Genomic DNA, 21,884 nt, shown 5'->3' on the forward strand with positions numbered 1-21,884 from the left:
GGTGGCCGACATTTTCCGGCTATCATGCGGATCAAGCAGCCGCCGCGATATCGGCAATCGCCTGCGCGACCGCTTCGATGGCATCGGCGGCAAGCGTGCCGTCGGGGCCGCCGGCCTGGGCCATGTCGGGACGGCCGCCGCCGCCTTTGCCGCCAAGCGCGGCCGAGGCGATGCGGACGAGATCGACGGCGCTGTGCGCCTTGACGAGGTCTTCCGTTACGCCGACGACGGCGCTGGCCTTCCCGTCATCGGCAACGCCGATGAAGGTGACGATGCCGGAGCCGAGGCTCTTCTTGCCGTCGTCCGCAAGCCCCTTCAGGTCCTTCGGATCGACGCCGGTAACGACCTTGCCGAGGAATTTGATGCCGTTGATGTCACGCGGCGCATCCGTGGAACCGGCAGCACCGCCGCCGCCGAGCGCAAGCTTGCGCCGGGCATCCGCCAGTTCGCGTTCCAGCTTGCGCCGCTCGTCCATCAGGCTCTCGACGCGACCGAGGACGTCAGCCGGCTGGACCTTCAGCGTGGACGCCAGCGTCTTCACGCGCTCATCCTGTTCCGAGAGATATCCGAGCGCCGAAACGCCGGTCAGCGCCTCGATGCGGCGCACCCCCGAACCAACGGCGCTTTCGCCGAGGATCCGCACGAGCCCGATCTCGCCCGTCGCGCCGACATGCGTACCGCCGCACAACTCGACCGAATAGGGGCGACCGGCCTTCCCGCCGCGCACGCCCTGCCCCATCGAGACCACGCGCACTTCATCGCCGTACTTCTCGCCGAACAACGCCATCGCGCCTTCGGCAATGGCGTCGTCGACGCTCATCAGGCGGGTCGTGACAGGCGTGTTCTGGACAATGATCTCGTTGGCCATGTCCTCGACGACCTTCAATTCCTCGGCCGTCATGGGCTTCGGGTGAGAAACGTCGAAGCGCAGACGCTCGGGCGCGACCAGCGAACCCTTCTGCGCGACATGTGTGCCCAGAACCTCGCGCAATGCCTCATGCAGCAGATGCGTTGCCGAATGGTTGGCGCGCAACCGTCCACGGCGGGCGTGATCGACGGTCAGGGCAACAGCGTCGCCAGCCCGGATTGTGCCTTCCTCGACGGTTGCGATGTGAACGAACACGCCTTCGCCGCGCTTCTGGGTGTCCGTCACGTTCAGGCGCGCGCCATCGGAGGTGATGATGCCGGTATCGCCCATCTGTCCGCCGGACTCGCCGTAGAACGGCGTCTGATTGACGACGATCTGGACGGTTTCGCCGGCAGACGCAGACTCGATCAGCGCCCCGCCGCGCACGAGCGCTTGCACGACACCTTCGGCCGTTTCGGTATCGTAGCCGAGAAACTCGGTCGCACCGAAGCGGTCCTTCAATTCGTACCAGATCGTCTCGGTGGCGGTATCGCCGGAACCGGACCAGCTGGCGCGGGCCTCGGCCTTCTGCCGCTGCATCGCATCGGTGAAACCGGTCAGGTCGACGCCGATCCCACGGCCGCGCAACGCATCCTGCGTCAGGTCGAGCGGAAAGCCATAGGTATCGTAAAGCTTGAAGGCGGTCTCGCCATCGAGCGTATCGCCCTTGTCGAGCGTCGCTGTCGCATCGGCGAGCAGCCCGAGACCGCGATCGAGCGTCTTGCGGAAGCGGGTCTCCTCGAGCTTCAGCGTCTCCGAGATCAGCGACTCCGCACGCGCAAGTTCGGGATAGGCGCGGCCCATCTCGCCGACCAGCGCCGGCAGCAGCTTCCACATCAGCGGCTCGCGCGCGCCCAGGAGCTCGGCGTGACGCATCGCACGGCGCATGATGCGGCGAAGCACGTAACCGCGGCCTTCGTTCGACGGCAGCACGCCATCCGCGATCAGGAACGCGGACGAACGCAGATGATCGGCAATCACGCGATGGCTTGCCCGACGGTCGCCCTCGGCCTTGACGCCGGTTGCTTCCTCGGATGCAGAGATCAGGGCGCGGAAAAGGTCGATGTCGTAATTGTCGTGTTTGCCCTGCAGCAGTGCTGCGACGCGCTCCAGGCCCATGCCGGTGTCGATCGACGGACGTGGCAGGTCGAGGCGCTCTTCCTTCGTCACCTGCTCGTACTGCATGAAGACGAGGTTCCAGATCTCGATGAACCGATCGCCGTCCTCATCCGGTGAGCCCGGAGGTCCGCCCCAGATATGATCCCCATGGTCGTAGAAAATTTCCGAACACGGACCGCACGGGCCCGTATCACCCATCGCCCAGAAATTGTCGCTGGTGGGAATACGGATGATCCGGTCATCCGAAAGGCCGGCAATCTTCTTCCAGAGGCCGAACGCCTCGTCATCGGTGTGGTAGACCGTGACCAGCAGGCGCTTGGCGTCGATGCCGAACTCCTTTGTGATCAGGTTCCAGGCGAGTTCGATCGCTCGTTCCTTGAAGTAGTCGCCGAACGAAAAGTTGCCAAGCATCTCAAAGAAGGTGTGATGGCGAGCAGTGTAGCCGACATTGTCGAGGTCGTTGTGCTTGCCGCCCGCGCGCACGCATTTCTGCGCCGAAGTGGCCGTGGAATAAGGGCGTTGCTCAAGACCGGTGAAGACGTTCTTGAACTGAACCATGCCGGCATTGGTGAACATCAGCGTCGGATCGTTACGGGGAACGAGCGGGCTCGACGGCACGACCGTGTGGCCGTTCGTCTTGAAATAGTCGAGGAATGTCGACCGTATCTCGTTTACGCCGCTCATGTCTGGTCCTTCGTCCCTGCTCTACCCTGGCCGCTGCTGACGAGCGGCTCCGGGCGGTATCGATTGCACACGTCCAAGCGCCATCCTCTTCCGTCAACGGAGCATCAGCCTTGCACGAACCCGAGGCTTTTATCGCCCGCGGAAATCCCTGTCCAGCAGCATGTCCCGCAACAGGCTCTGCCGCATGCAACCGTTCACGTCCAACGAACGGTTCGTCGAAGGCTGTGCCTGTCAAACAACAGAACGGCCGCTCCGAAAGGGAGCGGCCGTTCAAGGCATGGCCTGAAATCATAACCCGTCGAGCCTGCCTGAAGCGGCACAGACAACAATGAGGCGACGCATACCGAGATTGTCAGACCATCACTCCGGGCGACGTTCGATCAAAACCGGGCGCTGCATCCCTGCGTCCTAGCCCAGAGCGGCGTCGTCACCGTCGCTGTCCGGCTCGGGACCGCCATCTTCCAGGAACTTCTCGGCAATCAGCCCGGCGTTCTGGCGCAACGACTGCTCGATCTCGCGTGCCGTCTCCGGATTGTCCCGCAGATAGGCCTTGGCGTTTTCACGGCCCTGCCCCAGACGCTGGCTATTGTAGGAGAACCATGCACCGGATTTCTCGACGATACCGGCCTTGACGCCGAGGTCGACCAGTTCACCCGTCTTTGAAACGCCCTCACCATACATGATGTCGAATTCGACCTGCTTGAAGGGCGGCGCCATCTTGTTCTTGACGACCTTGACCTTGGTCTGGTTGCCGATGACCTCGTCACGTTCCTTGACCGCGCCGATCCGGCGAATGTCGAGGCGAACCGAAGCGTAGAACTTCAGCGCGTTACCGCCGGTCGTCGTTTCCGGCGAACCGAACATGACGCCGATCTTCATGCGGATCTGGTTGATGAAGATCACCATGCACTTCGACTTGGAAATCGAGGCCGTCAGCTTGCGCAGCGCCTGGCTCATCAGGCGTGCCTGAAGACCGGGCAGGCTGTCGCCCATCTCGCCTTCGATTTCCGCCCGCGGCGTCAACGCCGCAACCGAATCGATAACGAGAACGTCGATCGCGCCGGAGCGCACCAGCGTATCCGTGATCTCAAGTGCCTGCTCGCCGGTATCCGGCTGCGAAATCAGGAGATTTTCGAGATCGACGCCGAGCTTGCGGGCATAGACCGGATCGAGCGCGTGCTCGGCATCCACGAAAGCGCAAACACCACCGGTCTTCTGCGCTTCGGCGATGGTTTGCAGCGCCATCGTCGTCTTGCCCGAGCTTTCGGGACCATAGATTTCAATGATACGACCCTTGGGAAGGCCGCCGATGCCCAGCGCGATATCCAGTCCGAGAGATCCCGTCGAAACGGTCTCGATCTCGACGATGCTGTCTTTTCCACCGAGCTTCATGATCGATCCCTTGCCGAACGACCGTTCGATCTGGGAGAGTGCTGCTTCCAGCGCCTTGCTTTTATCCACCGATTTGTCCTCTACGAGCCGCAAAGAGTTCTGAGCCATTTCATCCACCTTTAGGTTATCGGGTCAATCGAGGCAATGAACCCGCCGCTGGTCTGTATGTACTCTTTTTGTTCTCATTCCACAAGAGGCCATCAACACATTGACACATCATTCGAATTCGATTTTCGTTCTTCTCATGTTCCACGCTCCTTCTGCCATTGCTGAAGAACCCTTCCGCATGCTGGCCCGTCGAGCGAATCGGTTGCCTAAGGGTCTTGAACGAGGAGAATCCGAATGAAGAACGTGGTCGTCCTCGGCGGCGCGCATATCGACCGGCGCGGTCGGATTGCGGGTGCGACGACGCTGGGTGCCAGCAATCCGGGCCGCTGGTTCGAGGAGGCGGGCGGCGGCGGCTTCAACGCCGCCCGCGGCATGGCGCGACTGGGCTTGTCCGTCAGCATGATCGCGCCGCGCGGCGGCGACGCGGAGGGCGAGACCGTGGCGCGCGCGACGGAGGCAGCCGGCGTCATCGATCGGTCGTTCACCTTCCTCGACAGGCGCACGCCGAGCTACACCGCCATTCTGGAAGCAGACGGCAACCTCGTCGTCGCACTCGCGGACATGGAGCTCTACACGATGTTCTCGCCGCGCAGGCTGCGCCAGCGTGCGCTGCGCGATCTCGTCGCCGTGGCGCATCTGGTGCTGGTGGATGCGAACCTGCCGGCCGAAACGCTTGCCAGCGCCGTGCGGATGGCGAAAGAGGCCGGGGCACGAACGGCGGCCATCGCCATCTCTCCGGCAAAGGTCGGGCGGTTGACGTCGGCCTTTCCCCATCTCGATCTCCTGTTTCTCAACGAGGTCGAGGCCGCTGCGATCGGCGGGGAAAAGAGTGTGACGACTGAGGGCTGGCCGGCGATCCTGCGTCGCGTCGGCATTTCCGGCGGTGTCGTCACGCGCGGCGGCCGTGCAGCCGTTGCTTTCAAAGATGACGATGTTGCGACCGTCCGCCCGCCCGATATCGACGCCCTTGCCGACGTGACCGGCGCCGGAGACGCTTTGGCGGCGGGCTTCCTTAACGCCCTGATGCGGGGCGCGGCCCTCGGCGAGTGCCTGCGCGCAGGCGTGGGTGCGGCGGCCGTCACCGTCCGTTCGCCGCTCGCGGTCGCGGACGATCTCTCCCCCGAACGACTGGCGCAGGAATTGCGGCTTGTGTCTCCCGCCGAAATCCTGTCTTCAACGCCTCATCACCGCAGTGCCGAAAAGGATGCCTCATGACACGACCCATCTCGCACGATCTGCCGATCGCCTATTCCGCCGAAGTCGCCGCCGCCAAGGCACGCGGCTCGGCCATCGTCGCGCTGGAATCGACCATCATCACCCATGGCATGCCCTACCCCGGCAACCTCGACATGGCCCGCAGCGTCGAGGCGATCATTCGTGACCAGGGCGCCGTACCCGCCACCGTCGCGGTCATCGACGGCACGCTGCACATCGGCCTCGATGCGGAACTGCTGGAGGCGCTGGCCCAGACGCGCGGCGCGATGAAGGTGTCGCGGGCGGACCTCGCCTTCGCCATCGCGGAACGCCGTACGGGCGCGACGACGGTTGCTGCCACCATGATTGCCGCCGCGCGCGCCGGGATCCGCGTCTTCGCCACGGGCGGCATCGGCGGGGTCCACCGCAAGGCCGAGGAGACCTTCGACATCTCGGCCGATCTCGAGGAACTCGCGTGCACCGGCGTCATCGTGGTCTGCGCCGGGGCCAAGGCCATTCTCGATGTTCCCAAGACGCTCGAAGTGCTGGAAACCCGCGGTGTGCCTGTCGTCACCTATGACAGCGAGATCTTTCCCGCTTTCTGGTCGCGCGATTCGGGCCTGAAGAGCCCGCTGATGCTGAACAGCCCGGCAGCCATCGCCAACTTCCAGCGGATGCGCGATCGCCTCGGCATCGACGGCGGCATGCTGATTGCGAACCCTGTCCCGGAGGAAAGTGAAATTCCGCGCGATGAAATGGAGATCTATATCGCCCGCGCGCTTGATAATGCCGACCGGGACAAGATCATCGGCAAGGCCGTCACGCCTTACCTGCTGCAGAGCATCTTCGAGCTGACGGACGGGCGCAGCCTTGAGACCAACATTGCTCTGGTCGAGAACAATGCGCGTCTCGCCGCCGAAATCGCCGTCGCGCTGATGTAGCTTGCAATCCCGAGCCGGGTGGCGCGGATGTGTCCCGCTCCACCCGGAAACATGCAGGTACCGCACGCCGGGCCTTGACCCGGCCGGTCGATGTTCAGCCCAGAAAACCCGTCCGTGACCGGTGCTTTCCGAAGGCGAAATCAGCCCTTGCTGAGGGTTGCGCGGGTGACCTGTCCCGTTGGACCCCACGTGAAAACATAAGCACCGCTGGGCGACATGATCACGGTGCTTCCGTTCTTGCCGACCGTCATGGAAAGACGGCTCGCGGTCAGTTTCACATTCCACAGGGACTGTGGCTGCCCCTGGAAGAAGTAGCGCACGGCGCCGTCCGCGGCCACGACGAGCCGGACGGGCTTGCCGCTCGGCAGTTTTCCGCTCCAGTCGCCGACGAACGCGCTTTCCGCCGATGTCAGCGCCGCCCCCTTGTTCGCCGGCGCGCCACCGCCCGAAACACATGCCGAAAGCGACAGAGAGACCAGTACGGCCGCAATAAGTTTTTTCATTTCAACCCCATGAGAGAATGTTGCACAACATCCAACCGTTATCCGAGAGCACCCATCGCGTCCTCGCCAGAATTGGGGAGAAGCGGCTGACATAAGAAAGAATCTGCTCGAAATTCTGCATGCCCAGGATCGCAATGCACATCAACCTTAACGCGATACCATGATGATACGATCATGTTGCGCGATTCCATGGATCTGCCACTGGTCGGGCGTGGGCGTGAGGGCAATGATGGGACACCCTATGGATAGCGACGATGCCGATCTGATCGGACGGATTTACACCGCAAGCCTCGTTCCGGAGAAATGGGTCGCCGTGATCGACAGCCTTTCGAACCGCTTGCGGGGTCGCGGCGGTTCGCTTTTCACCCTGTCCGACGGGGAACTCTCCTGGGACGCCCCGGCCGCAATCCGCGCCATCATGGAGGACTATGTCGCAGGCGGCTGGGACAAGAAAAATCCGCGCCTTGCCGGGTTGCTCGCGCGGGCTCATCCGGGCTTTCTTCAGGACAGCGACGTTGCCGAAGGCGATTATGAACGCCTTCCGATCGTGACCGAATTTCTGCGTCCGCGCGATATCTTCCACACGGCCGCGACGGTCATCAAAGGCGCGCATGAGGATCTTGCCGTATTTTCCGTCGATCGCGGGCAGGCAAGCGGCAACTTCACCCCCGGCGACCTCGGCTGGCTCGATGGCATCCGTCCGCATCTGGCCCGCGCCGTCGCCCTGACGAGCCGCCTGAAAATGCGGCAGGCCGCAACGGCCACAGCCGCCCTTGCCATGGTCGGCATTCCCGCAGCTATCCTGCGCCGGAACCACACGGTCCTCTCAGCAAACGCCCTTTTCGAGGATCTGGCAGGTACCGTGTTCATAGCATCGGCCTTTGGCCGCCTTGCCCTTACCGATGTCAGGGCGAACCGTTCCTTGAAACAGGCGCTTGCCGACAACAGGCAAGCCTCGTCGACAGTGCGCTCCATCCCGATTGGCAATGGCGCCGGCATCGTCGGCGTGCTCCATGCCATACCGGCCTGCTACCATGCCCGCGACATTCTCGGCGAGGGCGGAACGCTGCTCGTGCTTGCCCAGCCGAAGGACAGTTCGGTCATCGACCCGGAATGGCTCCACTGGCTCTACGATCTGTCTCCGACGGAAGCCGACGTCGCGACACGGCTCGCGCGCGGCGTCACCGTCGAAGGCATAGCGGCTGCGCGCGGCACGTCGATTGCCAGCGTCCGCACCCATGTCAAAAGCTTGCTGCGCAAGACCGGGCTGACCCGCCAGTCGGATTTCATCCGTTCCGTCACGAGCCTTGCCGCCATTGCGCCCGCCATGCTGAGCCGGCAGGCGGGATAGGCGCCCGTCGCGTCTAGCTATCCAGCATCTCGCGCACGGCCACCGCCAGCTGCTTCAGCGAGAACGGCTTCGGCAGGAACCCGAATTTCGCGTCCGCCGGCAGGTTCCGCGCGAAGGCATCCTCCGCATAGCCGGAAACGAAGATGAACTTGAGATCCGGATAGGTCTTGCGAAGTTCGCGCAGCAGCGACGGCCCATCCATCTCCGGCATGACCACGTCGGAGACGACGATGTCCACCATGCCGTTCAGCTCTTCCATCACCTCCAGCGCCTCGACGCCGGATCCCGCTTCGTAGACCTTGTAGCCGCGTGTTTCCAACATGCGTTTGCCACCCCGGCGCACGGCTTCCTCGTCCTCCACGAGGAGAACGATGGCGCTGTCGCCGGTAAGATCCGTCGGCTCCTCGGCCTTTGCCGGGATCGACGCTGCCAGCGTCAACGGCTGATCGAGAGCGCCGGGCTCGCCGGAAGCGGGCAGAGGCTCCTCGATGAAGCGCGGCAGCAGGATGCGGAATGTCGTGCCCTTGCCAACTTCCGATTCCGGATAGATGAAGCCGCCGGACTGCTTGACGATGCCGTAGACCATCGACAGGCCGAGGCCCGTGCCCTTGCCGACCTCCTTGGTGGTGAAGAACGGCTCGAAAATCTTGTCGACGATCTCGGGCGCGATGCCGGTGCCCTCGTCGGTGACCTCGACCGCGACGAAGTCCTCCGCCGGAAGCTCGCGCCGGTTCAGCGCGGCTGCCTCCTCGGCCGGCAGGTTGCGTGTCCGGATCGTGATCGTGCCGCCGTTCGGCATGGCGTCGCGGGCATTGACCGCAAGGTTGATCAGCACCTGCTCGAACTGTCCGAGATCGGTCCGAACGGGCCAGAGGTCGCGCCCGTATTCCACCTCCAGCTTCACATGCGTTCCCGTCATGCGATCGACCAGCATCCGCAGGTCGCCGATGACGTCCGTCATGTTCAGCACGGTCGGGCGCATGGTCTGCTTGCGCGAGAAGGCGAGCAGCTGGCGCACCAGCACGGCGGCCCGGTTCGCGTTTCGCTTGATCTCCATCAGGTCCGCAAAGCTGGCGTCGGAAGGCCGGGCCGAGAGAAGAAGATGATCCGACGAGAGCAGGATGGCAGTCAACACGTTGTTGAAGTCGTGCGCGATGCCGCCCGCAAGCGTGCCGACAGCGTTCATCTTCTGCGTCTGCGCCATCTGGGTTTCCAGCGCTTTCTGCTCGGTGATCTCCACGGCGTAGACGATGGCGGCCTCTTCGGGCGCCTGATCGCTCTGGTCGATCACGGCATTGACGTAGAAGCGGAAGAACCGCTGGTCGTCTGTCGGGTGCGGCAGGTCCAGCGGCGCGATGTCGCTCTGCCTGTCCTTGGCTGCGGCCAGCGCCTCCTGCAGGCGACCGCGTTCGGATACCCGTGCGACGCTTTCCAGGAGCGCCCCGCGTTCCATGTCATCCTGCGAAACGACGCCCGAGAAGAGTTTCAGGAACGGCGCATTGGTCCGCAGGATCCGGCCATTGCCGTCCACGGAGGCGATGGCCATCGGCGTATTGTTGAAGAACCGCGTGAAGCGGATGGCCGCAAGCGAGGCGGAGGGATCGGCTTCCTCGTCCACCGTGCGGGCCAGCACGATGGTCCGGCTCTCGCCAGGCGCGCCATCGCGCGCCGAGGAAACCCGGTGAACCATGCGCACGGCAAAACTCTGCCCGTTGGCACGACGAAGGTCGAGGTCGAGTGTCTTCGTCTTGCGAAGGCCCGGATCCGCCTGCACCGACTGCACCAGCGCCAGCCCCTCGCCGGCAACCAGATCCGCAATCGTCATCGAACCCGGCTGGAACTTGGTGAGATCGAGGCCGAGCCAGTCGGCAAGTGTCGCGTTGATATAGAAGATCTCGCCCTTCTTGCCGGCGGAGAAGAAGCCGGCCGGCGCGTGGTCGAGATAGTCGATCGCGTTCTGGAGCTCCTTGAAGAAGCGCTCCTGATCGTCCCGATCCGCGGTGATGTCGGAAATCTGCCAGATATAGAGCGGGTTGCGGTCGGCATCCTCGAGCGGCAGCACGCGGGCCTTCAGGCGAAACCAGTGCGCGCCGGAGCCTGCCGAGCCGCCGGCCGGGCGCAACGGCTTCATCAGCCGGAATTCCTCGTGGCCTGCCTTGCCCTCGCGCAGACCGTTCGTCAGGCGGTAGATCGCCTCCGTGGCCTCGCGGTCACGCGAGAGGATGGTTTCCAGCGACTGCACATCGGTGGCCTTGTCGGCCCCGGTCAGGGCGCCATAAGCCGCATTGGCATAGACGATGCGGCCTTTGCGGTCGGTGATCAGCGTGCCGTCCGGGTGCCCGTCGAGAAAGGCGCGGGCGAGTTCGTCCGGGCGCGACTGTGGCATGACCTCGATGAAGCCGATGACGGCGGACACCAGAAAGAAGATGCCGACCATCGCGAGGATGCCGAGAATGCCGAGCACAACCTCGTTGCCGAGCTGGTTCTTGAAGATCACGAAAGCCGCTGCCGATGCGATCAGCACGATCGCCAGAAGCACGATGCGCAGCACGGTCCCCGGACGCGTTCCCCGATCGACGATCGGCATGCGATACTCGTCTGCCTGTCGCAGTTTCGTCATCAGGGTCCTCATTGCCCCGCCGCCTGGAATGGCCCGGCCCGTCGAAGGGCCGCGCACGCGACGTCATTGGTCGATTCTCTTTATCAGCCGGCGCCAGTCTGACAAAGCGTTCTCACGGCGTGAAGGGAGCGAATTCACCCCGAATTCACAAGGAATCTCGGTATCGTAGCGCCGTTGCGTCATTCGGCACGCGGTGGGCATTCTTCATTGCGGTTCTCTCCCCGTCGATATCCCGGCAAGGTGAAGACTCCTCTTGCAACAGCGCAATGAAAGAAGTCATGGAGGAGATGTTAAGCACGTGACTGACCTGATCGCGGCGTCTTGGACCCCGGCCGTTTCGATCCGTGTCCGACATTCCGCGCATCGGCCCGGTTTTCAGCCCGGCAATCTCTGGACGCGACAGCCTCCCGCCCCATTTATCGGGACAACGCGTTCTCACGGCTTGTTTCCACAAGCAAAAAGACGTCAATTCCAGAAAATCGCGGCGCCACGCATGCGCCGTACGTTCCAGACGAGGAGAGCGAAGATGTTTGAAGATGTCGTCGGCAATAACGGCGGTCGGTTCATCATCGCAGCCGTGGCCGTTGCCGCAGGCCTGCTGCTCCTTGTGGCGGTCCTCTGGTTCATGCGCAATCGCGCATCCTCGCCCTTCATTCGCGGCGGCAAGAATCGCCAGCCTCGGCTTGCGGTCCTCGATGCGGCGGCCGTGGATACCCGCCGCCGGCTCGTGCTCGTGCGCCGTGACGACGTCGAACACCTGATCATGATCGGCGGTCCGACCGATATCGTCATCGAGAGCCGGATCGTCGATGGCAAGCCGCGACTGGAGTCGTCGGAAGCGGGACAGACGGCCATAGGAGCGCCGGCCGCGACACCCCGGATCGCCAGCCAGCCCCCGGCTATGAACCTCGCTGCGCCCGGCCGTCCGGATGCCCTGCCACCTCCTGCCGCCCGCATCACGCAGGAGCGACGCCCGGAAAGCAGGTCCGATCCGAGAGCGGAGCCAAGATCCGAGCAACGCGTGCCACCGGCACCGGAGGCCCGCCCCACAGCACGCCCCGTCCAGCCGCCGGTTTCCAATATGGGCCAGGCGCTCTATGGCGACGACGCGATCGCACCTCGCCCGCACCCGGCAACGCGTGTCGGCGCACCCGCGACCGCACCGGCGTCACCCACACAACCATCAAAGCCGCAGCCGACCCCGGCGTCCGCCGCTCAGCCGGCGCGAAAGAGCCCCGAGGACATTCTCGATGCTGCCCGCTCCCGCGTCCTCCCGCAGGTCCCCGCTCCCTCCGCAGCCCAGCCTCAGCCTCCATCCCCGGCGGCCAGATCCGGGCCAACCGGCACCGAAATCGGAAAGCTTGACGAAGGCCGCGACTTCGAGCGGTTGCTCGACGCCCAGATCTCCGGCGACCTCGGCCGTCTCTCCCCGGAAGCCGCACCACGCGCGCCCTCCATCGAACCCGCACGCCAAGCTCCGCGGAACGAGCCGACGCTGGAAGAGGAAATGAACCGGATGCTGAGCGAGATGGGAAACGAACGCAAACCGTAAAGTGACGGCAGAGGCGACGGGCGCCCGTGATGTCCGGCATGCCGATAGACATCGGCTGATGCCGCGCAGGCAGTCGATAGATAGAGGGGAACGAGAGCCCCGCTACTGAATGCTCCATACGCAAAATGGCCGCCAGAGGCGACCATTCATAGGCTAGCGAACGTAAGCGGGACGGCGCGGGCCGTCACTCGTCGCGATACACCTTCTCGCGACGCTCGTGGCGTTCCTGTGCTTCTATCGACAGGGTAGCAATGGGACGGGCGTCGAGGCGGCGCAGGCCGATCGGCTCCCCGGTTTCCTCGCAATAGCCGTAGGTGCCTTCATCGATCCGCTGCAGGGCCGCGTCGATCTTGGAAATCAGTTTGCGCTGGCGATCGCGTGCCCGAAGCTCGATGGCGCGATCGGTCTCCGATGAAGCACGGTCGGCGAGATCGGGGTGGTTGGCGCTCTCTTCGGCGAGATGGCCAAGTGTTTCACGCGCTTCCCGGAGAATATCGTTCTTCCAGGCATTCAACTTGGCTCTAAAATAAGCCCGTTGATGGGAGTTCATGAATTCATCGTCTTCGGAAAGAACGAAGGTACCAAGATCGATCTTCTCACTCAACGCGGCTCTCCTGAAGAACATCTCATGCGGCGGGTCTATAGACCTATGAAGATTGTGTTTCAAGTCTCCGCGCACGCCGTATGCATATTTCAGACTGCTCGAAAACGAAGCTAACGGCCTCATATTTCACCAGAATTACAAGAGCATGACAGGAGACCCACGGTCCGATAGCGGACGCCTCGTGCACGACCACAGGTTCGTCCCGCTTTGCGATGCAATCCGGCCGAAAAAAGAGGCAGTCTTTTTTCGGTTCGCCATCGCCGCAACCGCGCGGCCTTCGACGGGTGCTTGATCTTTGCCCACGGCCGGGAGACAAGGTCTGATCACAGTCGTCCGGTGGCGTCCCCCATGTCTTCCGTAATTTCCCAGCCAGCTTTGTTCCTTGTCCGACATGCCCGCGCCGGCGGCCCGAGGGCTGGAGAACGGGATTTCGATCGCACGCTCGATGAAATGGGCCGGTCGGATGCGGCCCGCATGGCCGAAGCTGTGCAGAAACGGGGCTGGACGCTCGGCGATATCGCCTGTTCGACGGCGCGTCGCTGCCGCCAGACGGCGGATATTCTTCTCGGCGCCATCCCATCCGCGTCGATCTCGTTCGAGGAGCCGTTATATGACGGTGCGCTCGAGGCCTATCTCGCTGTCCTCGACGACATCAGGACGAGAGCCGGCAATAGTACGCCCTTGACGCTCATTGGTCATAATCCCGTTCTGGAGCATCTCGCCTGGGAGTGCCTCGGCTCGACAGCGGCCACGCGGGCTTTGCCCGCAGGCTTCCTGCCCGGCATGGTCGTCGCCATCGCCCGCAGGCCGGAAACCGCGCCGGGCGAACTCCCAGGCCGGCTGGTCGAGGTCCTAGCCCCCTAAACGCCCATCCCGAAGCGCGCTTTCCGCACCACGTTCAACGTCCGCGCCTTCCCCCCACGCGCGCGGCTCCCTATATCGCGTGCGGGCCGTTCGGTCCGGATGTCTCCTGATGTTACGAAGGGAAGCCCAGTCGCGTGTCTTTTCTCACCCGCATGTCCGACGATGCGAAAATCGCTCTGGATACCCTGACGGATCGCGCCGCAGGGCTCGTCAATCCGTCCGTTCGCCTCGGTGTCACAGGCCTGTCGCGCGCGGGCAAGACGGTCTTCATCTCCTCCCTCGTCCATAACTTGCTGAATGGCGGCCGCCTGCCGGTGTTCGAGCCCGTGCGCTCGGGCCGCGTGTCGAAGATCCGGCTGGAACCGCAACCGGATGACGCCGTGCCGCGGTTTCAGTACGAGGATCACATCACGGCGCTGGTGCGCGATCGCATCTGGCCCGATTCGACACGGGCCATCTCGCAACTCCGCATCACGCTCGACTATGAAAGCGCCAGCGGCTGGAACCGCATGTTTTCGCCCGGCCGCCTGTCGATCGACATCGTCGACTACCCCGGTGAATGGCTGCTCGACCTGCCGCTTCTCTCGCAGGATTATCGCACCTTCAGCGCCGCCACCGTCGCCCGGGCGCGCAGCGGCATTCGCCGCGAACTCTCTGCCGAATGGCTTGCGCTCTGCGAAACGGCGCCGCCGCAGGCAGAAGCGGACGAGGGGCGCACCCGCGCGCTGGCCGAGGCCTTCACCCGTTATCTCCGCGCCTGCCGCACGGACGAGCGTTCGCTCTCCACCCTGCCCCCGGGCCGCTTCCTGATGCCGGGTGATCTCGAAGGGTCGCCGGCACTGACCTTCGCACCCCTGCCGGATCTGCCCGATGGCCGCCCCGCTTCCGGTTCGCTGCATGCGATGATGGAGCGCCGCTACGAGGCCTACAAGACGCATGTGGTCAAACCGTTCTTCCGGGAGCACTTCGCCCGCCTCGACCGCCAGATCGTGCTGGTGGATGCGCTGCAGGCTATCAACCGGGGTCCCGAAGCGCTGCTCGATCTCGAAAGCGCGCTGGCGGACGTCATGGGCTGCTTCCAACCGGGCACGAACTCGTTCCTGTCGTCCTTCCTCACCCGCCGCATCGACAAGGTGCTGATCGCCGCGACAAAGGCCGACCATCTGCATCACGAAAGCCACGACCGGCTGGAGCGGATCACAGCCCGTATCGTCTCGCGCGCCATGGACCGCATCGGCGGAAGCGGCGCCGGCGTAGAGGTCATGGCGCTCGCCTCGGTTCGTGCCACCCGCGAGGCGACCGTCAACCATGACGGCCATCCGCTACCGGTCATCGTGGGAACGCCGATTGCCGGCGAGCGCATCAATGGCGAACTTTTCGACGGCGAGCGCAAGACGGCGATCTTTCCCGGCGACCTGCCACGCGACCCCGACAGCCTTTTCCGCCAGACCGATGAAGAGCCCGGCCATCACGAGCCGGAGGTAAATTTCGTCCGCTTCCGTCCGCCGCACATCGAGGAGACGGGGGGCGGGCTGAAGCTGTCCGTTCCGCATATCCGGCTCGACCGGGCCATGCAGTTCCTGTTCGGAGACCGCCTCGCATGAGCGACCTTCCACGCCGCCCCGCCGCCTTCACCGTCGAAGGCGATCAACCGCCGCAGGCCGAAACCCGCCGGGCACCGGCAAGCTTCGGCGATGGCGTCGTCCTGACGCCGGACGCGGAAGACCCCTTTGCGGAAACGACGCTCGCCACGCCCGTGGTCTCCGCGCTGGAGGAGCGCCGTCCCCGGCGGCGGTTCTCGCTGGCGAAACTCGCGCTCGGTGCGCTCGGCGTCCTCGTCTCGCTCGCCCTCGGCCTCTGGATCGACAGCCTTGTGCGCGATCTCTTCACCCGCAACGATGCGCTCGGCTATGTCGCGATAGCCGCCGCAGCCATCGTCGTGTTCGCGGTGCTTGGCATCGTTGCGCGTGAAGTCCTCGGGCTGATGCGGCTGAATGCCGTCCAGGCGCTGAAGGACGAGGTAACGGCCGCTTTTGCGGCACCCGGCAATACGGTCGCCCGCAAGACCATGAACGACCTCGTCCAGCATCTCGCGGCGCGTCCCGAGACAGCGCGCGGTCGCGAACGGCTGAAAGCGACGGAGGGCGAGATCATCGACGGTCCCCACCTCATCGACCTCACCGAGCGCGAACTCCTGACGCCGCTCGACCGGGAAGCGCGCGCCCTCATCCTCAACGCGTCGAAACGCGTTTCCATCGTCACGGCCGTCAGCCCGCGCGCGCTGGTCGATCTCGGGTATGTCGTGTTCGAATCGGCCCGGCTCATCCGCGCCATGGCGGATCTCTATGGCGGGCGTCCGGGCACGCTCGGCCTCTTCCGCCTCATCCGCGATGTGCTCGCCCACCTCGCCGTCACCGGCTCCATTGCCGTCGGTGACAGCCTCGTCCAGCAGGTGCTCGGCCACGGCATCGCATCGAAGCTTTCTGCCCGCCTCGGCGAAGGCGTCGTCAACGGCCTCATGACTGCCCGTATCGGCATCGCCGCCATGGACCTCTGCCGACCCATGCCCTTCCGCGCCCTCAAGCGCCCCGGAATCGGCGACTTCATCGGCGATATCGCCCCCGGCCAGAGGCGGGCATCAACGGACGATGTCTAGCGGCCGCCCAGACCGGCCGCCCAGATCGGCGGAGCGCTCAGATCCCGCCATACCAGTCATAGCCGACATCCTCCCGGAAACCGCCCTTGCCCCCGCAACGGCCCACATCCCGTGCGTCAGCCGCGTCAGCAAACCGTGGCGATGGATCAGACGGCCTCCGCCCGCGTGTCCCGCGCCGGCAATGTTGGATGCGATCTCCTCCGAGATGCGTCATCGATGGTCTCACCGGCCCGACTCGTCTTCAGGAATGCCGCGAACCGAAAGCGTTGCAAATCTGCAGCGATCTGGCAGATCGTGCCGGTTTGCGAGCACGGACAGACCAACTGAAACGCTCCATTAACCATTCAAGTGCCAATGTCACCTCACGTTCTCGACACCGACCCTCAAGGATCGCTCATGTTCTCGCGCCCTTCTTTGATCGCGCGTGGCCCTGCCGCATGCATGGCCGCACTCACGCTGGCGGCAATCGCCGTCGCCCCTGCCCCGGCGCTGGCCGAAAGCCGCGACAAGGCCTTCTTCGAACAGGTCGGGGGCCAGTGGAAAGGTCCCGGCGAAATCGTCGCGGGCAAATACAAGGGCACGAAGTTCACCTGCGACCTCACCGGCGAACCGACGGAAGAGGCTGGCATCAAGCTCGACGGCTTCTGCCGGGTCGGCGTCTTCAAGCAGCCGATGTCGGCCGTCATCAGCCAGAAGGGCAACAGCTACTCCGGCAAGTTCCTTGACGGCGCGGAGGGCAAGGGCCTCGATATCGTCTCGGGGAATGTCTCCAAGGACAAGATCGTCGTCGGCATCAATCGCAAGAAGCTGAACGGCGCGATGATCGCCCGCATGTCGGATCCGTCGCTGCTCAACATCACGATCTCTGTGAAGGTCGAGGAAACCATGGTCCCCGTCATCGGCGTCGCGCTCACGCGCCAGACCGATCAGATGGCCGTTGGCTCCATTCGCTAGACGATTCTCCGCCGAGGCGTCGCAGACTGCGCGAGAACTGAGATCTCATCGGACAGGTTCGCCCGAGCGCCCTGCTCCATCCATCCGGATCAGCGGATGGCAGCGCGGTCGTGCCACCAGTCTTCCCGTCCATCGACGGTCTCGATTCCCGCCGCGTCGGCCGTTTGTGCCCATTGTGCGATACTGCGACCTGCCAGCAGATGGTCGGGAAGGATTTCGGCCAGCGGCAGCAGGACGAAGCCACGCTCGGTCATGCGCGGATGCGGCAGCGTGAGGTCCGGCGTTTCCATCTTGATCGCATCATAGGTCAGCACGTCGAGGTCGATCGTTCGCGGCCCCCAGCGCTCCAGCCGCAGCCGCTTCATTGCCTTTTCCACGTCGAGGCATGCCTCGAGAAGCGCCAGGGGTTCCAGCGACGTGCGCAAGACCGCGCAGGCGTTGAAGAACCAGTCCTGATCGGTCTTGCCCCAGGGAGGCGTGCGGTAGAGGCTGGAAACGGCCGCGACCGTCACGTCGGGATGCGCCTCGAGCCGCGCCAGCGCTTCGGCGATCGCCGCCGCGGCATCGCCGATATTACCGCCGAGCCCGATAGCCGCCTGATGCCATACGCCGTCCTCGATCATGCTCATGGCTTGGCGACATGCTCGACGGTGACCGCGACGTAGTCCAGTACGCCGGGCACGGGCGCGTTCGGCTTGCGGATGGAGATCTTCGCCCTGTGGATCTGCGGCCAGCGGGCGCACAGCATTTCGGCTATTTCCAGCGCCAGCGCTTCGATGAGATAGCGCCTGCGGCCGGTGATGATCTTCTCGATCTCGGCAAAGGCGATGCCGTAATGCACCGTATCCTCGATTCGATCCTCCCGCAGCGCCGAACCCTGCTCGACCACCAGTTCGGCATCGACAAAGAATCTCTGCCCGAGAAACTCCTCCTCGTCGTGAACGCCGTGCCGCGCGAAGAAGGCGCAGTTCTTGAGCGTGATCGTATAGGTCGGCGTCATATCAGGATCTCCTGCCGATAGGGGAAGCAACCGCTTTTCGCAGATGCCGCCGAGAAAATTTGCCGAAACGCTTGGAAGCCGTCAGGGTCGTCCCGCGAGTATAGCATCCGCGACCATCAGGGCGTCCCTGTTGAATGCGACATCGTGGACGCGAAATATCGCGCCGCCGGCAAGGCGCGCAGCCGTCGTCGTCGCTGCCGTTGCGACATCGCGCGCGCCCGCCTCCCGGCCGGTGACCGCCCCGAGGAACCGCTTGCGCGACGTCCCGATCAGCAGCTTGTGCCCGAGGCAATGCAACTCCCCGAGCCTTGCCATCAGCGCCCAGCTTTCGGATGCGTCCTTGGCAAAACCGAAACCCGGATCGAGAACGATGGCGTCGGCGGCGATTCCGGCATCCCCGGCGATCTCCAGCGACCGGCTGAAGAACAGCCTCTGGTCCTCGATCACATCCTCGGCCTTCACTCGTCCGCGCCCTGTATGCATGATGCAGACGCCCGCGCCTGCTTGCGCCACGACGGCAGCGATATCAGGCTCCCGCTGAAGGCCGTGCACATCGTTGACGATATGCGCTCCGGCCGCTAGCGCCAGACGTGCCGTCTCCGCACGGTAGGTGTCGACGGAAATCAGAGCGTCCGTCTCGCGCGCCATCCACTCGATGACCGGAAGAACACGATCCTGCTCCTGCGCCGGGGAGACCGCCTCGGCTCCGGGGCGCGTCGATTCGCCACCGATATCGAGAATGGCGGCGCCGTTCTCCAGACAGGCGCGCGCATGCGCAAGCGCTGCGTCGATATCGAGAAAGCTGCCACCGTCCGAGAAGGAATCGGGCGTCACGTTGACGATCGCCATGAGCACGCCCTTTGGTCCCAGCGTCAGGCTGCGGCCATGCGCCAGCGACCAGTCGAAGGCGGTGAAGGGATCGGCGGCATCGAGGGAATCAACCATAGCGGATCTCGGCGAAAAGGCCGACCTTGTGGGGTTGCAGCGCTAACCTTGTTTCAAGACGGCAGGCCGTTTCCAGTTGCGCTTACCCAGCCTATGCCCCAAGCTTCAGGCGACATCAACCGCCGAGACAGCTTATCCATGACCACCGCCCGCAAATTCCTCCTCGTCCCGCTGGCGGCCCTTCTCATGATCACGGAACCGCTGACTGCCGGGGCGGAAACGGTGATGAACAAGACGATCACCTATTTCTCCGTCGGCGGCCGTACCGCGGCGGAACTCGACGCCGCGCTCTCGTCGCAAGGTCCCCAGATGCGGGAGACGGGCGCGCGGCATCCCGGTGCCACACGCATCAAGTTCGGGGGGATGGTGAGCTATGTCCGCCGCGGCCGCCTCTGTGCCGTCGGCAGCGCACGCGTGACCCTCAACACCCGCCTCATCCTGCCGCGTTGGAAGAACCGCAATACAGCCGGCCGCGATCTCGGTCTCGTCTGGGACACGCTGTCGAGCGACATCAAGCGCCACGAGGAGCGTCACGCCGAGATTGCCCGCAACCACGCGCGCGACATGGAAAAGACGTTCCTGTCGCTCCCGCCGGAGGTGGATTGCGAGCGGATGCAGGCCCGGGTTGCCCGCGCCAGCGAAGACGCGATCGCCGCACACGACAAGGATCAGGCCGCCTTCGACCGCCGCGAAGCCGCCAATTTCGACCTGCGCATGGTGCGGCTGCTCCAGTATCGCCTGGAGCGCATGATGAAACCCGGCGAGACCAAAACCCGCTGAGAGCGGCATCGTCGTGGCAACAACTCACTGATGATTTCTAGCGATAGTGACGGCGCGCAAGATCGGCTATAGTCTAATCATCGGAAGCCAAGAAGAAACGAAGCTTCCAATGCCGATGCCGCCAAGATGTGCATCGAGGCCGTTGTTTTTCCGGCTTCAAGACCATGAAGATATTCGCAAGGACCTGTCGGAACCGGATCGCGTGGCGACCGGACACGTCGAGCCCTGCACCACTGTTCTCCTGGCGTATCCTATTGCCGCAGATGATCCCTCCCTCATCCGCGTGCGATGCGCCCTCCTGCCCCGCTTGTCCCTGTGACAGGCGGGGCTTTTTTTGGGCGGAAACGATACGGACCGGATCAGGCCTGCCGTTCAGGCACATGCACGATGAGCCCGTCCAGCGCGTCGCTCATCTTGATCTGACAGCTCAACCGCGAGGTCGGCCGGACGTCGTAAGCGAAGTCCAGCATGTCCTCTTCCATGGCTTCCGGAGCGCCGACGGCCGCCGTCCATGCCTCATCGATATAGACATGACAGGTGGCACAGGCGCAGGCGCCGCCGCACTCAGCCTCGATGCCGGGCACGGAATTACGGACCGCATTTTCCATGACGGTCGATCCGGTCTGGACGTCCAGCTCGTGGCGGGTGCCGTCAAAGGCGATGATGCTGAGTTTTGTCATGATGCGCGGTCTCGGATGCTCGATGCGCGGACCGCCAGTGCCAGAAACGGGCACGACGCCCGCAAAAAGGGGTGCCCGTTTTTCTCACACTGTTTCAGGCAGGCCGTCAAGAAAGCAGGTCGATTTGCCTGCTTTCCCTTCACCGACAGCCGTAACCATACGCGTCAGGCCGTCACCGGCAGAGCTTGAGAATGAAAATTTCCGTATCGAGGACGGCGGACGAGAGCGAGGCGAGCGTTTCGGAATCCTCCGGTCGTTCCTCGACGGACGCTGCGACATGCGCGACCGTGAAAGCACCGACGGCCAGAGCCGCACCCTTCAGCCGATGCGCAGCGGCCTTGCGAACCAGTGCGTCTTCCACCAGCAGCTCCTTGACGATCTGGCGCGACTGACGCGCAAAGATCTGGAGAACTTCCAGTTCCAGCGCCTTGTCGCCCATCGTCTGGTTGGCGAGGTGAACGAGGTCGATAGGGCGTCCGCGGGAATGACGATGGCCGAATGCGGTTTCGGGACTGTCGAAGGCGATATTGAGGGCGGCCATGCACGTTTCCTTGTTCTGTTTTCCAACGCTGCCGGCTCGTTGCGGAACATCCCGCAGGCTCGGAATCCGGGTGACGGACGCGGCGAAAACGAGCGGGTCATCGGAAGGCTGAAGCCCCTATGTGCCCGGCCGGTCGCTGCACCGCCGTCTCCTGTGGATTTCACAGCAGCCGGCCTGCTATCAGATGAAAAACGGGCGCAATCAGGGCGCCTTTTCTCAAGTATGGTTAACGAACGAAAACATCCGGCATTGCAGGGCCTTCACGCCGTATCGGGCCCGATTTCCGTTAAGAACTTGTTAGGATTTTAACGAATGCCCGGGGGCGTTAATTGTAAGACTACCCCGGATGTGTCACTACGATACGTTACAGGATACCGGTTTCCCAAAAGGGTCCGGCATCCCTCCGGGAGCCTCTTTCCATGGCTGTGCGACCATGGGAGAAGCATCACCGGTCGCGGTATGAAATTGGTGCGGTCATTGTATTGCGTG

General features: G+C 63.9%; 19 protein-coding genes. 9 read left to right on the forward strand and 10 right to left on the reverse strand.

Annotated elements, in window-relative coordinates; genetic code table 11:
- Nucleotides 1-31: 31 nt before the first annotated feature.
- Nucleotides 32-2,710: an alanine--tRNA ligase gene (gene alaS, locus BSG19_RS00590; protein ID WP_092983896.1), complete on the reverse strand. Its 2,679-nt coding sequence runs from the start codon at nucleotides 2,708-2,710 to the stop codon at nucleotides 32-34.
- 408 nt (nucleotides 2,711-3,118) lie between these two features.
- Nucleotides 3,119-4,210 carry a recombinase RecA gene (recA, locus tag BSG19_RS00595; RefSeq protein ID WP_092983898.1) on the reverse strand — a complete coding sequence of 364 codons (1,092 nt, stop codon included), beginning with the start codon at nucleotides 4,208-4,210 and terminating at the stop codon, nucleotides 3,119-3,121.
- Nucleotides 4,211-4,444: 234 nt separating this feature from the next.
- Between recA and BSG19_RS00600 the strand changes: the two genes are divergently transcribed.
- Both BSG19_RS00600 and BSG19_RS00605 read left to right on the forward strand, forming a co-directional pair.
- Nucleotides 4,445-5,425, forward strand: coding sequence for a carbohydrate kinase family protein (locus BSG19_RS00600; protein ID WP_092983900.1), 981 nt, complete (start codon nucleotides 4,445-4,447; stop codon nucleotides 5,423-5,425).
- Nucleotides 5,422-6,345, forward strand: a complete 924-nt coding sequence (locus BSG19_RS00605) for a pseudouridine-5'-phosphate glycosidase (protein ID WP_092983902.1) — start codon at nucleotides 5,422-5,424, stop codon at nucleotides 6,343-6,345. The genes BSG19_RS00600 and BSG19_RS00605 overlap by 4 nt, the downstream gene beginning before the upstream one ends.
- Nucleotides 6,346-6,485: 140 nt before the next feature.
- On the opposite strand, the gene BSG19_RS00610 is transcribed toward BSG19_RS00605, so the two are convergent.
- Complete coding sequence (locus BSG19_RS00610) at nucleotides 6,486-6,848, reverse strand: hypothetical protein (RefSeq protein WP_092983904.1); 363 nt, start codon at nucleotides 6,846-6,848, stop codon at nucleotides 6,486-6,488.
- Nucleotides 6,849-7,089: 241 nt separating this feature from the next.
- Here BSG19_RS00610 and BSG19_RS00615 point away from each other — a divergent pair, with 241 nt between their 5' ends.
- Nucleotides 7,090-8,199, forward strand: coding sequence for a helix-turn-helix transcriptional regulator (locus tag BSG19_RS00615; RefSeq protein WP_170865817.1), 1,110 nt, complete (start codon nucleotides 7,090-7,092; stop codon nucleotides 8,197-8,199).
- A 13-nt stretch (nucleotides 8,200-8,212) separates the two neighbouring features.
- Here BSG19_RS00615 and BSG19_RS00620 read toward each other — a convergent pair whose 3' ends face one another.
- On the reverse strand, nucleotides 8,213-10,819 hold the full coding sequence (locus tag BSG19_RS00620) for a cell cycle histidine kinase CckA (RefSeq protein WP_092983908.1): 2,607 nt from the start codon (nucleotides 10,817-10,819) through the stop codon (nucleotides 8,213-8,215).
- Between the two features lie 526 nt (nucleotides 10,820-11,345).
- On the opposite strand from BSG19_RS00620, the gene BSG19_RS00625 reads away from it, so the two are divergent.
- A complete protein-coding gene (locus tag BSG19_RS00625) occupies nucleotides 11,346-12,371 on the forward strand; it encodes a flagellar biosynthetic protein FliO (protein ID WP_092983910.1) in 1,026 nt (341 codons plus the stop codon).
- Between the two features lie 184 nt (nucleotides 12,372-12,555).
- On the opposite strand, the gene dksA is transcribed toward BSG19_RS00625, so the two are convergent.
- Entirely contained in the window at nucleotides 12,556-12,975 is a 420-nt protein-coding gene (gene dksA / locus BSG19_RS00630) for an RNA polymerase-binding protein DksA (protein WP_092933940.1), read from the reverse strand.
- Nucleotides 12,976-13,323: 348 nt separating this feature from the next.
- On the opposite strand from dksA, the gene BSG19_RS00635 reads away from it, so the two are divergent.
- The 4 genes from BSG19_RS00635 (at nucleotide 13,324) to BSG19_RS00655 (ending at nucleotide 17,449) form a co-directional block, all read left to right on the forward strand.
- On the forward strand, nucleotides 13,324-13,839 hold the full coding sequence (locus BSG19_RS00635; RefSeq protein ID WP_092983912.1) for a SixA phosphatase family protein: 516 nt from the start codon (nucleotides 13,324-13,326) through the stop codon (nucleotides 13,837-13,839).
- A gap of 152 nt (nucleotides 13,840-13,991) precedes the next feature.
- Nucleotides 13,992-15,443 carry a YcjX family GTP-binding protein gene (locus BSG19_RS00640; RefSeq protein ID WP_092983914.1) on the forward strand — a complete coding sequence of 484 codons (1,452 nt, stop codon included), beginning with the start codon at nucleotides 13,992-13,994 and terminating at the stop codon, nucleotides 15,441-15,443.
- Nucleotides 15,440-16,495 carry a YcjF family protein gene (locus BSG19_RS00645; protein ID WP_092983916.1) on the forward strand — a complete coding sequence of 352 codons (1,056 nt, stop codon included), beginning with the start codon at nucleotides 15,440-15,442 and terminating at the stop codon, nucleotides 16,493-16,495. Before BSG19_RS00640 ends, BSG19_RS00645 begins: the two co-directional genes overlap by 4 nt.
- Nucleotides 16,496-16,891: 396 nt before the next feature.
- Nucleotides 16,892-17,449 (forward strand): hypothetical protein, encoded by a 558-nt coding sequence (locus tag BSG19_RS00655; protein ID WP_092983920.1) that lies wholly within the window; start codon nucleotides 16,892-16,894, stop codon nucleotides 17,447-17,449.
- Between the two features lie 89 nt (nucleotides 17,450-17,538).
- Here the strand turns inward: BSG19_RS00655 and folK are convergent, their stop codons facing one another.
- The 3 genes from folK to folP form a co-directional block, all read right to left on the reverse strand.
- Nucleotides 17,539-18,078 (reverse strand): 2-amino-4-hydroxy-6-hydroxymethyldihydropteridine diphosphokinase, encoded by a 540-nt coding sequence (folK, locus tag BSG19_RS00660; RefSeq protein WP_092983922.1) that lies wholly within the window; start codon nucleotides 18,076-18,078, stop codon nucleotides 17,539-17,541.
- Nucleotides 18,075-18,449, reverse strand: a complete 375-nt coding sequence (gene folB, locus BSG19_RS00665; protein ID WP_092983924.1) for a dihydroneopterin aldolase — start codon at nucleotides 18,447-18,449, stop codon at nucleotides 18,075-18,077. The genes folK and folB overlap by 4 nt, the downstream gene beginning before the upstream one ends.
- Nucleotides 18,450-18,530: 81 nt before the next feature.
- Complete coding sequence (gene folP, locus BSG19_RS00670) at nucleotides 18,531-19,394, reverse strand: dihydropteroate synthase (RefSeq protein WP_092983925.1); 864 nt, start codon at nucleotides 19,392-19,394, stop codon at nucleotides 18,531-18,533.
- Nucleotides 19,395-19,580: 186 nt separating this feature from the next.
- Between folP and BSG19_RS00675 the strand changes: the two genes are divergently transcribed.
- Nucleotides 19,581-20,174, forward strand: coding sequence for a DUF922 domain-containing Zn-dependent protease (locus BSG19_RS00675; protein WP_244529088.1), 594 nt, complete (start codon nucleotides 19,581-19,583; stop codon nucleotides 20,172-20,174).
- A gap of 359 nt (nucleotides 20,175-20,533) precedes the next feature.
- Here the strand turns inward: BSG19_RS00675 and BSG19_RS00680 are convergent, their stop codons facing one another.
- Together BSG19_RS00680 and BSG19_RS00685 are read right to left on the reverse strand one after the other, a co-directional pair.
- Nucleotides 20,534-20,854, reverse strand: coding sequence for a 2Fe-2S iron-sulfur cluster-binding protein (locus BSG19_RS00680; protein ID WP_092983929.1), 321 nt, complete (start codon nucleotides 20,852-20,854; stop codon nucleotides 20,534-20,536).
- Nucleotides 20,855-21,026: 172 nt separating this feature from the next.
- Nucleotides 21,027-21,395 (reverse strand): Hpt domain-containing protein, encoded by a 369-nt coding sequence (locus tag BSG19_RS00685; RefSeq protein WP_092983931.1) that lies wholly within the window; start codon nucleotides 21,393-21,395, stop codon nucleotides 21,027-21,029.
- Nucleotides 21,396-21,884 lie beyond the last annotated feature (489 nt).

Source organism: Rhizobium sp. NFR03 (assembly GCF_900111275.1).
Lineage (GTDB): Bacteria > Pseudomonadota > Alphaproteobacteria > Rhizobiales > Rhizobiaceae > Ferranicluibacter.

Excerpts from the sequence above, each read along its gene's own strand:
- alaS (WP_092983896.1), bottom strand. The coding sequence starts at position 2,710 with ATGAGCGGCGTAAACGAGATACGGTCGACATTCCTCGACTATTTCAAG.
- recA (WP_092983898.1), bottom strand. The coding sequence starts at position 4,210 with ATGGCTCAGAACTCTTTGCGGCTCGTAGAGGACAAATCGGTGGATAAA.
- BSG19_RS00600 (WP_092983900.1), top strand. The coding sequence starts at position 4,445 with ATGAAGAACGTGGTCGTCCTCGGCGGCGCGCATATCGACCGGCGCGGT.
- BSG19_RS00605 (WP_092983902.1), top strand. The coding sequence starts at position 5,422 with ATGACACGACCCATCTCGCACGATCTGCCGATCGCCTATTCCGCCGAA.
- BSG19_RS00610 (WP_092983904.1), bottom strand. The coding sequence starts at position 6,848 with ATGAAAAAACTTATTGCGGCCGTACTGGTCTCTCTGTCGCTTTCGGCA.
- BSG19_RS00615 (WP_170865817.1), top strand. The coding sequence starts at position 7,090 with ATGGATAGCGACGATGCCGATCTGATCGGACGGATTTACACCGCAAGC.
- BSG19_RS00620 (WP_092983908.1), bottom strand. The coding sequence starts at position 10,819 with ATGACGAAACTGCGACAGGCAGACGAGTATCGCATGCCGATCGTCGAT.
- BSG19_RS00625 (WP_092983910.1), top strand. The coding sequence starts at position 11,346 with ATGTTTGAAGATGTCGTCGGCAATAACGGCGGTCGGTTCATCATCGCA.
- BSG19_RS00635 (WP_092983912.1), top strand. The coding sequence starts at position 13,324 with ATGTCTTCCGTAATTTCCCAGCCAGCTTTGTTCCTTGTCCGACATGCC.
- BSG19_RS00640 (WP_092983914.1), top strand. The coding sequence starts at position 13,992 with ATGTCCGACGATGCGAAAATCGCTCTGGATACCCTGACGGATCGCGCC.
- BSG19_RS00645 (WP_092983916.1), top strand. The coding sequence starts at position 15,440 with ATGAGCGACCTTCCACGCCGCCCCGCCGCCTTCACCGTCGAAGGCGAT.
- BSG19_RS00655 (WP_092983920.1), top strand. The coding sequence starts at position 16,892 with ATGTTCTCGCGCCCTTCTTTGATCGCGCGTGGCCCTGCCGCATGCATG.
- folK (WP_092983922.1), bottom strand. The coding sequence starts at position 18,078 with ATGAGCATGATCGAGGACGGCGTATGGCATCAGGCGGCTATCGGGCTC.
- folB (WP_092983924.1), bottom strand. The coding sequence starts at position 18,449 with ATGACGCCGACCTATACGATCACGCTCAAGAACTGCGCCTTCTTCGCG.
- folP (WP_092983925.1), bottom strand. The coding sequence starts at position 19,394 with ATGGTTGATTCCCTCGATGCCGCCGATCCCTTCACCGCCTTCGACTGG.
- BSG19_RS00675 (WP_244529088.1), top strand. The coding sequence starts at position 19,581 with ATGATCACGGAACCGCTGACTGCCGGGGCGGAAACGGTGATGAACAAG.
- BSG19_RS00680 (WP_092983929.1), bottom strand. The coding sequence starts at position 20,854 with ATGACAAAACTCAGCATCATCGCCTTTGACGGCACCCGCCACGAGCTG.
- BSG19_RS00685 (WP_092983931.1), bottom strand. The coding sequence starts at position 21,395 with ATGGCCGCCCTCAATATCGCCTTCGACAGTCCCGAAACCGCATTCGGC.